We start from the raw sequence: 8,041 nt of genomic DNA on the forward strand, positions 1-8,041 counted from the left end.
AAAATTTTTCAAGCCGTGCCGAAAAACCGCAACGTTTATCCAAAAGCGATTTTTATGCTCGATGCAAATGCGCAATTTTCCGTGTTGCTTAATTTATTTAAAGATTTTACTTCAAACGACAATGTACCGCTTATCATAGGCGTCGGATACGATACGCCGCTAGCTTACGATACCGCAAGGCGAACAAAGGACTTAACGCCGTTAGCCCAAGGCGACGAATACGAACAAGGCGGCAATGCAGACAAATTTTATAAATTTATAAAAGAGCGGTTAATGCCGTTTGCATACAAAGAATACGATATAAAAAATAGCGAAAAAATATTTTACGGTCACTCTTTTGGCGGACTATTTTTAGTTTATTCGCTTCTACAAAACGACGGTATATTTGATGAGTTTTTTATAGCTTCTCCGTCTCTTTGGTGGGGAGATTCTAAAATTCTAAAAGACGCTTTAGATAACGACGGCAAACTAAAAATTAGATTAAAGGCGAGTTTTATAAGACTTAGCGTAGGAGAATTAGAAAAAAGAGCGGGTAAAACAGATAAAGAAAATATACTAAAGGCGGCAGATTTGGCTGAAATTCTAAAAAAGTCGGGCGTCAAATACGAATTTAAAATCTACGAAGGGCAAGGACACGGCGACGTAATACCGCTAGTGCTAAAAGATATCGTAAAGCATGTAAGCAAATAATTTAAAGACATCGGTTAAAATATTTTAGTGGCAATTTTTTTTTTAATATCTAAAAGCAAATTTCCCCATAAACCTGGCTTATAGTAGCTTAGATCTATACAGTTTAGCTTATCTCAAACCATTTATATTTACAGAGGAGATAAATCCGCCCTAGGTGAGGCGGATTTGTCAAGTAGGAGATTATTTTTTAGTAGGTGGATACATCTTCCAGCTGCTATCTACCTTCCAGTCTATCGGGTGGCAAGACATACAAGTATTTAGCTTTTGTGGATGATGCACTGCGTGGCATGACTGACACTGAAGCATTTCATTGTCTCTATTATGGACACCATTATGTGGGTTAGACAAACCATAGTTTGCGGTCTTTTTTCTGATCTCATCTACCTTATGACAGCTTGTGCATTGCTCGTTTGTAAATCCTCTTTGTTTTGTTGGCATCTCAAAATCGCCCATCGCATACATCCTGACCTCGTTTAGTTGCTCACCTATGGTTGGTGTATGGCAATCGTGGCATGTTACGTTTGCGTCATTGTGCTTTTTGGCTAGCAAATTTCCTTTTGTATAAGAGTCGTACTCTGGCTGCATGTTGTGACACAAGATACAAAATTCAGCCTTGTGGCTAGCAGCCTCTATTTGGTGAAACGCTATAAAGCCCACGATAGCGGCTACTATTAGTCCTATTATCGTATATTTTTTTCTATTGCTCATGCTTGTACTCCTTTTGCGTTTGCCGCAGCCTGATAGCCTGCTAAGCGTCCGTAGCATAGGCATGTTCCGTGGCTAGTGCCGGCTAAAACTACTGGATAATCTCCCAAAAAGCGTCCGCCCATAACATTACCACAGGCATAAAGTCCAGAAATTTCGTTATAGTCGGTATCCAGCACGTTTGCAGTGCTTGGCTCTACGGTAAAGCCACCCATTACGACCAGGCTCGCACCTACTCCCATTTTGCCAGCATAAAACGGCGCATGGCGGACTGGAAACATCCTCTTAGCGGTCTTACCAAAGTCATCATCATAGCCTTTGTCGCATAGCTCATTGTAGCGTTTTATGGTCGCCAAAAACTGTGTTTGCGCCTTTTTGTTATCAGGGTAGAGCTTACTAGCAAGCTCTTCAATGGTGTTTGCTTTTATGACATCAGGCATCTCTTCAATATCTTTTACCGATATATACGATGTTTTGCCTATCGCCCACTGGCAGTCAGGTGGAAGCTTTGGATTATCTTCTACACAGTGGTTTACACTGCCGTGTGATACGCCCATGAGGCCGACTTGCTCTGGAAATTTAGAGTCAAATACCTGCCAGCCAAAGCCTCCTGGTTGGCGAGAGAGCGGCTGAGTGACTTGCTGACCGCTTAGATCTTCATTTGTAAAGCGCTCTCCCTTTGCATTTGTTAGTAAAAACGCATCAACGCCAAGCGGTCCGCCAAGCGTGTGAGCGACTGGTGCGTGCGGTCCGTCTTCTAGCTTTGCACCTATCCATGAGCCAAGTTTGTGTCCGTCTCCCGTGTTGGTCGGATTGTTTTTGTAGTCTCTGTTTGGAAACGGACAGAAGAAATTTGCCACCCACGGCACAAATGTCTTTACCATCTCATGATCATTCATATAATCGCCCGTAGCAAGTATCACCGACTTAGCATTTATCTTGATATATGAGCCATCAGCCATATTTTGCGCGATCGCTCCTTGCATTTTGCCAGTTGTTTTGTCGCGAAGAAGCTTTTTCGCACGAGTTTTGAAGATATACTTTGCACCTTGTTTTATAGACTTTTCATAAACTAGCTCCATCATCGGCTCTTGACTAGGTAAAAAGGACATAACGGTTGGGTAGCTTGGGCTGTTTTCCTTACTTGGGTCGTATCCGGCCGGGAGTGGATAGTGCATAAGCATCAAATTTATCTTACTTCTATCAAGCTGCGTATCGGTCTCTTTCATAAAATGCACCGCAGGAGCAAGCTCTATCATCCAGTCAAAGTCCTCGCCGCTGTGATCCGCCCAGTAGTTCCACACTCGCTGATCGGCGCGGTAGCCCATCTGTTTTAAGTGTTCATTTATGGCCGCATTCTTGTCATATTTGATACCAAGCTCTCTTTGAAATTTATTGCCTAGAGTGCCGTACTGACCGCTTCTAACCTGAAAGCGACCGGCTTTTTCTAGGACGATAACCCTTGCGCCTTTTTCGCTAGCAGCGCGCGCAGCGTGAAGCCCTGAAACGCCAGCACCGATGATAAGCACGTCGGTTTCAAGCGTCTCTTTTATATCTTTGTCTGAAATTTCAGGCTCAACACCTAGCCATTTTGGCACATCAGGTGCTTTTGTGGTCTCCTTTTCTGGGTGGATGAGGTGGTTATTTGGGTTATCACAGCCTGTTAGCAGCGCTGATCCTGCTGCAACTGAGCCAAGTGTGAGTGCGCCACTACGTTTTAAAAACGAGCGACGTGATAGTTCGTTATTTTCTACCATTTTATACTCCATGCTTTAAGTTTATTTTAATATGTCAAAGTCGTAAGAGGCTCTTAACCAAAGCTCTTCATCTCTTGTCTTGCCGTTAGAGCTGCCGTTTGTATACTTTAGCTTTCTATCTAATGTTTCATAGATAGCTGATAGTTTTAGACCCTTAACCGCAGGGACTTTGTAAGTTACTTGCACGTCCCAGCCCTTTACGTCGATTCTAGTTCCTGGTGCTTGACCATGAAGGCCGCCTGAGCGAACGTTGCTACCATTGTGCTGTTTGCCATACCAGTAGTCAGCATCCACTCTAAGACCCTCGGCGCCTACATTGCTAAGGTCGTAGCCTGCGCTAAATTTATGTAAATTCATACCAGCAAAATTCATAAATAAAAACGGACCATAGATCGGAGTAGCCGTAAATGAGCCAACGTCGTTTCCTATGCCTTGAAGCGACATCTGGTTTTTACTAACGGTTGAGTATGCGTATCTAAAATCAGCGCCATAAGCATTATAAAGCCCTATCATACCTGCATAGTAATCGCCGTTAAAGTCGAAATTCTCTTTTAAAGTACCGTTTGTTCTTGAGCCTTTATACATAAAGTCTATGCCAACGATCGCGTTTTCAAAAAGCGTAGGCGTTTTGTAACCAGCTGCTGCGAAGTAGAAATTTATATCGCCTTTTGAGTTGGCTGCGTCATCATACTCGATGCCTGAGACATTTGCGTAGCCAGCTGTGAGCGAGACGCCAGGGATGCCGCTATATGTTACAAACGAGTTAAAGATATTGTCAAATTTATAGCCGTAAGGTCCAAAGCCGCCGATGATAACTCTATCTTTAAACCTTGGCGCGCCGTGATCTCCACCAGTTACGGCGCTTGATCTGCCGGCAAATTTCCAAAAGTCTGCTAGGCCGATAACGGTATCTATGCTATCAAGCTTTATCCTAGCGCTCACGCCCTCAAATGCCTCTTTGTAGCCCACGTCCGTGTTTGTAGCAACAAGCGGCGGCACAAGGCCGGTGTATTTTGAGTTGTAGTACTGGCGACCTAGTTTAAAGTCGATATAGTTATTTTCATATCCTAAGTAGGCCTCTGAAAGTGCTACACCTTCGCTATTCCAGTCGTATGCAAAATAATCTTTTGCGGCCTTTGACGGACCGAAATTTACCAAACCCTGAGCCGTAAGACCGAGCCTAAAGCCGTAGTAAGAGCCAGTTAAAAACCTAAGCTCAGCACCTAAACCACCGATGTGCTCACGAATTTTATTTGTTCTGCTAGCTGGCGGGAAGTACTCTGTCGAGTCCATATCGTAGTATGAAAATACTGTCGCACCCATAGTGCTTGTTTGTAAAGCCTCCGCCAAGCTATCGCTAGTGCTAGCGCTGGACGCCATAGCCATAAACGCAGCCAAACTAAGAGCAAATTTACTCTTGCCGATCGTCAAAAAACATGTTTTCACCATAACCTCCTTTAAATTTTTACACCATCATCTTTGGATTTATGAGCGAAATCATAACATGTAGGCCTATCAAAAACGGTAAGATTTTGGTAACATTAACTAAAAAATATTTTTTAGTTTTAAATTTTAAATTTGATATAATAGCTACTATGATAGAAATTTTGCTTATAGAAGACGATCTTGAACTGGCCGAGCTTTTGAAATTTGCATTGGCAAAAAGCGAGATTGGCGTAACCATAGTCACAAATCCGGTTGAAGGACTTAAAATTCTAGACGCAAAAAATACTTTTGACGCATTGGTGCTTGATCTTGGTTTGCCAGATATGGACGGCCTTGACGTGTGCAAGCATGTTAGGCAAGGCTATCCATCGTTACCTATCATCATATCGTCGGCCCGCAGTGAAACGCTAGATAAGATAAAGGGCTTTGAGCTTGGGGCGGATGACTATATGGTAAAGCCGTATGAGCCTATAGAGCTTGCTTTTAGGCTAAGGGCAATACTTCGCCGAGGGATACAAGCAGGCGATGACTCCAAAACCTTTTGCGTCGATAAACAAAGGCGTATCGTCATAAAAAACAAAGAGGAGATAGCGCTAACGAAAGCGGAATTTGACATCTTTATCTACCTTTATGAAAAAGAGGGGATGGTTATACCAAGAGAGGATATTTTGATAAATTTGGGTCAGGCTAAATTTCAAAGTGGGCTAAAAAGTATCGACGTAGCCATAGGGCGCTTGCGCCAAAAGATAGGAGACGACCCTAAAAATCCACACTTCATCCACCCCGTGCGCGGTATAGGGTATAAATTTATCAATGCGTAATATATCTATCATAAAACTCATATCTTTTTTCTTTTTTGCTGCGCTCATTACGGTAAATTTGGCATTTTTTATCGAATCAAAAAAGCAGATTAGAGACGCAGAGTATCATACTTATGAGCGTTTTATGCTGGGTATGCGTATACGAGGACAAGTAGAAGGCAACGCGGCTAAACAACTAGCGCAAATAGGTCTTAAAAGTAGCGAGCTTGATCCTATTAAGATCAGGCAAGGCGGAGAGAAAATTTATAGCGACTCCTATGCTGATATGATAAGGTATAACAAAAAGTTTTATTTTGTGCCTAGATTTTCTTCTATCGATCCAAAAATGTTTTCGCGCATTATGGATGCGGCAGGGCTTAATATATCAAGCAAAGATGACATAGCAAAAAACGATGTGCCTTTAGAAAATTTAGAAGAAATTTCTTCAAATGGCATTTGGATACTTTGGCTTGTAGTAAATATCGTGATGGTCGCATTTTTTATAGTCGTTTTGAAAAAACTGCTAAGGCTTAGAAATTTAAAAAATATGATAAGAAGAGCAGGCGAGGAGGATAAATTTAGGCTGATAAAAGTAGAGGCAAACGACGAAATAGGCCAAATCGCTGGCGAATTTAACACGACTATGCAAAAGATAGACGCCATAAAACAGGCTAGAGCACTCTTTTTGCGCAATATCTTGCATGAATTTCGCAACCCGATAATGAAAGGGCGGATCATGGCGGACATGATAGCTGAAATTTTACAAGATGATAAGGCGGGAGATAGGTTAAAACAAATTTTTATAAGGCTAGAGATGATACTGGGCGAAGTCGTCAAGGTCGAAAAACTAGTATCGAGCGAGTGGGAGCTTAAAAAGAACAAGCACCGAGTCATAGACATCGTCGATCACTCGGTAGATATGCTTTTACTAAAAGATACAAGCCGCATAGAGGTGCAAGCAGATGGCGATATAAGCGCTGTTGAGGTTGATTTTGAGCTTTATGCGACAGGAGTTAAAAATTTGATCGATAACGCCTTAAAATACTCAAGCGACAAGGTTGTTGTCACTATAGATAAAAGTGCTCTGTGCATAAGTAGCGTGGGAGACGAGCTTGAGCCAGAAAGACTTGAGTTTGATAGGGCGTTTAACAGAAGAGTAGAAACTTCAAATTCTGGACTTGGGCTTGGACTTTACATAGCAAATCAAATTTTCAAAAAGCACGGCCATACACTAAAATACAAACACGAAGATGGTAAAAATATTTTTATGATATATTTCGTCTAACTTCTAAACAAATTAGGAAGGTATTTGCAAATTTGCATAATCAACAAACAATAATATAAAATTAGCCTTAGACTTATCGACTGACGTTAGTATAGATGCACTAAAAGACAGAAACAGCAGTAATGCGATAAAATAAAAACTCTTAGCCAATACTCCAAAAAGCAAGAAGCTAGCTAGCGACGATATATTAAGACACAATAGTACGGATATAGCAAAAATAAGGTAATATCAGCAAGCAGTAAACAATCGTGGAGCGATATCTAAAATATAGAAATGCGTAACAAATGAATGATTTAATAGGTTTTATTATTTTTGTTGAAGGAGTATCTATTATGATAGATCCCACTCCATCAATAAATCCTTTCGGTATACCAAAAGGATATACTATTCCTTATGGTCTAAATATACCGGTCGGGCTACTCATGATATTATTTGGTATATTTTTTATATACAAGGGGCTAAAAAATAATCAATAGGACAAGCAGAGATGCTTTTGTCAACCCATCCACAGAGCCATGTTCTCAGCTTAAAGATAGAACAAAAGATGTGGGTATAAATAGAATTCTTATAGAAGCTAGGGTTGGTGGATTTATGGGATTTACTACAAGTGGTGCCGGAGCAGCAGGAGAAAATATTAACCGCAAGACTATATTTGAAGTAGGTGTCAGACTGCCGGGCGACGTAATACAACTCAGATACGGGTAATAAAAATGAAGAAATTTACGATAATTTTCAGTGGTTTATAGCAATATATTTCGTAGTACTACTTTTATAAAGCTACTAAAATACTTTTTTGGATAAATTTATTATATAGATGCACTTGGTTTTATCTTGGTATGTTTTTATGGATTTTTTGCAATAAAAAATGATATTAAAAAAAGCGACCTTACCAAGAAGAACCTAGAAAATATAGAGATAAAGTATGGAAGTGTGGCGTTATTTTACACGATCGTAATTCTTCTAATTTGGCTAATGCTAATTTGTATAAGATATTTCTAAAAAAGAATTTTAAAACAATGGACGTTACAATAGGTGGCGTCTCTTTGGTACAAGCTATATTTGTATTTATAATGTGGGTTGGTTACAATGCCACAATATGATAGTAAATAAAAATGATAAGCAGCACCGTCTAACAAATGGACAGTTAGTGTAAAAGTGAAAAATAAATGAATGATTTAATAGGTTTTATTATTTTTGCTGGAGGGCTGTCTATACTCATAGATCCAGCTCCACCAATAAATATTTTTGGTCTGCCAAAAGGAGATGTTATCCCTTATGGTCTAAATATACCAGTGGGATCTGTCATGGCGTTGCTTGGCTTGCTTTTTATATATAGGGAGCTAAAAAGTAGTTGAAGG

Annotated in this window: 7 protein-coding genes; 4 read left to right on the top strand and 3 right to left on the bottom strand. The window is 40.5% G+C overall.

Features of this window, described 5'->3' with window-relative positions:
• Positions 1-690: alpha/beta hydrolase-fold protein (locus Q0200_RS07575; RefSeq protein WP_297939888.1), on the top strand; the 690-nt coding region annotated here is incomplete at its 5' end.
• 180 nt (positions 691-870) lie between these two features.
• Here the strand turns inward: Q0200_RS07575 and Q0200_RS07580 are convergent.
• From Q0200_RS07580 to Q0200_RS07590, 3 genes are read right to left on the bottom strand one after another with little or no spacing between them, the layout of a single operon-like run.
• Complete coding sequence (locus Q0200_RS07580) at positions 871-1,398, bottom strand: cytochrome c3 family protein (protein WP_297939891.1); 528 nt, start codon at positions 1,396-1,398, stop codon at positions 871-873.
• Positions 1,395-3,152 carry an FAD-dependent oxidoreductase gene (locus Q0200_RS07585; RefSeq protein WP_194172106.1) on the bottom strand — a complete coding sequence of 586 codons (1,758 nt, stop codon included), beginning with the start codon at positions 3,150-3,152 and terminating at the stop codon, positions 1,395-1,397. The genes Q0200_RS07580 and Q0200_RS07585 overlap by 4 nt, the downstream gene beginning before the upstream one ends.
• A gap of 21 nt (positions 3,153-3,173) precedes the next feature.
• Positions 3,174-4,601 (bottom strand): metalloid reductase RarA, encoded by a 1,428-nt coding sequence (locus Q0200_RS07590; RefSeq protein WP_297939895.1) that lies wholly within the window; start codon positions 4,599-4,601, stop codon positions 3,174-3,176.
• A 38-nt stretch (positions 4,602-4,639) separates the two neighbouring features.
• On the opposite strand from Q0200_RS07590, the gene Q0200_RS07595 reads away from it, so the two are divergent.
• The 3 genes from Q0200_RS07595 to Q0200_RS07605 all read left to right on the top strand — a co-directional run bounded on the left by Q0200_RS07595 (position 4,640) and on the right by Q0200_RS07605 (position 8,038).
• Positions 4,640-5,419, top strand: coding sequence for a response regulator transcription factor (locus Q0200_RS07595; RefSeq protein WP_297939898.1), 780 nt, complete (start codon positions 4,640-4,642; stop codon positions 5,417-5,419).
• Positions 5,412-6,683, top strand: coding sequence for an ArsS family sensor histidine kinase (locus Q0200_RS07600; RefSeq protein ID WP_297939900.1), 1,272 nt, complete (start codon positions 5,412-5,414; stop codon positions 6,681-6,683). The genes Q0200_RS07595 and Q0200_RS07600 overlap by 8 nt, the downstream gene beginning before the upstream one ends.
• A 1,166-nt stretch (positions 6,684-7,849) precedes the next feature.
• The gene (locus Q0200_RS07605) at positions 7,850-8,038 is read left to right on the top strand and encodes a hypothetical protein (protein ID WP_103607522.1); all 189 of its coding nucleotides are present in this window, start codon (positions 7,850-7,852) and stop codon (positions 8,036-8,038) included.
• Positions 8,039-8,041: the final 3 nt, after the last annotated feature.

Origin of the sequence: uncultured Campylobacter sp. (genome assembly GCF_938045225.1) — a bacterium.
Classification (GTDB): Bacteria; Campylobacterota; Campylobacteria; order Campylobacterales; family Campylobacteraceae; genus Campylobacter_A.

What these genes read in the sequence shown, in the direction of transcription:
- Q0200_RS07580 (WP_297939891.1), bottom strand. Translation starts at nt 1,398, where the DNA reads ATGAGCAATAGAAAAAAATATACGATAATAGGACTAATAGTAGCCGCT.
- Q0200_RS07585 (WP_194172106.1), bottom strand. Translation starts at nt 3,152, where the DNA reads ATGGTAGAAAATAACGAACTATCACGTCGCTCGTTTTTAAAACGTAGT.
- Q0200_RS07590 (WP_297939895.1), bottom strand. Translation starts at nt 4,601, where the DNA reads ATGGTGAAAACATGTTTTTTGACGATCGGCAAGAGTAAATTTGCTCTT.
- Q0200_RS07595 (WP_297939898.1), top strand. Translation starts at nt 4,640, where the DNA reads ATGAGCGAAATCATAACATGTAGGCCTATCAAAAACGGTAAGATTTTG.
- Q0200_RS07600 (WP_297939900.1), top strand. Translation starts at nt 5,412, where the DNA reads ATGCGTAATATATCTATCATAAAACTCATATCTTTTTTCTTTTTTGCT.
- Q0200_RS07605 (WP_103607522.1), top strand. Translation starts at nt 7,850, where the DNA reads ATGAATGATTTAATAGGTTTTATTATTTTTGCTGGAGGGCTGTCTATA.